Source organism: Pseudomonas khorasanensis (genome assembly GCF_014268505.2).
Classification (GTDB): Bacteria; Pseudomonadota; Gammaproteobacteria; order Pseudomonadales; family Pseudomonadaceae; genus Aquipseudomonas; species Aquipseudomonas khorasanensis.
The window spans coordinates 1-342 of sequence record NZ_JABWQP020000061.1 but is presented as its reverse complement, the minus strand read 5'-3'; the positions used below and the strand labels follow the sequence as shown (position 1 = coordinate 342).

1 protein-coding gene is annotated in these 342 nt (G+C 53.2%); it reads left to right on the top strand.

The features are described from left to right. Positions 1-342: transposase (locus HU727_RS25590; RefSeq protein WP_217847166.1), on the top strand; the 342-nt coding region annotated here is incomplete at both ends.

The following is a 342-nucleotide window of genomic DNA, read 5'->3' as shown; positions in this document are numbered from 1 at the left end:
GTAGAAACGCATAAGGCGATCAAAAAACACATCGATGACGACCCGGATATGCGTCAGATGCGGGATCTGATCGTAACCATCGACGGCATCGGACAAAAAACGCTTGAGCGATTGCTGGCCGAACTGGGTGACTTGCGCAAATACAGTGATCCTCGCCAACTGGTCGCTGCTGCGGGGCTCAATCCAAAGCTGCAGGAATCAGGAAAGTTCAAAGGTCATACCCTGATCTCAAGAGTAGGGTCAGCACGGCTGCGTGCAGGCCTTTACATGCCTGGCATGGTGGCGTTGAAACACAATAAGGCGATCAAGGCGATGAAAGAGCGCCTGGAGGCCAACGGCAAA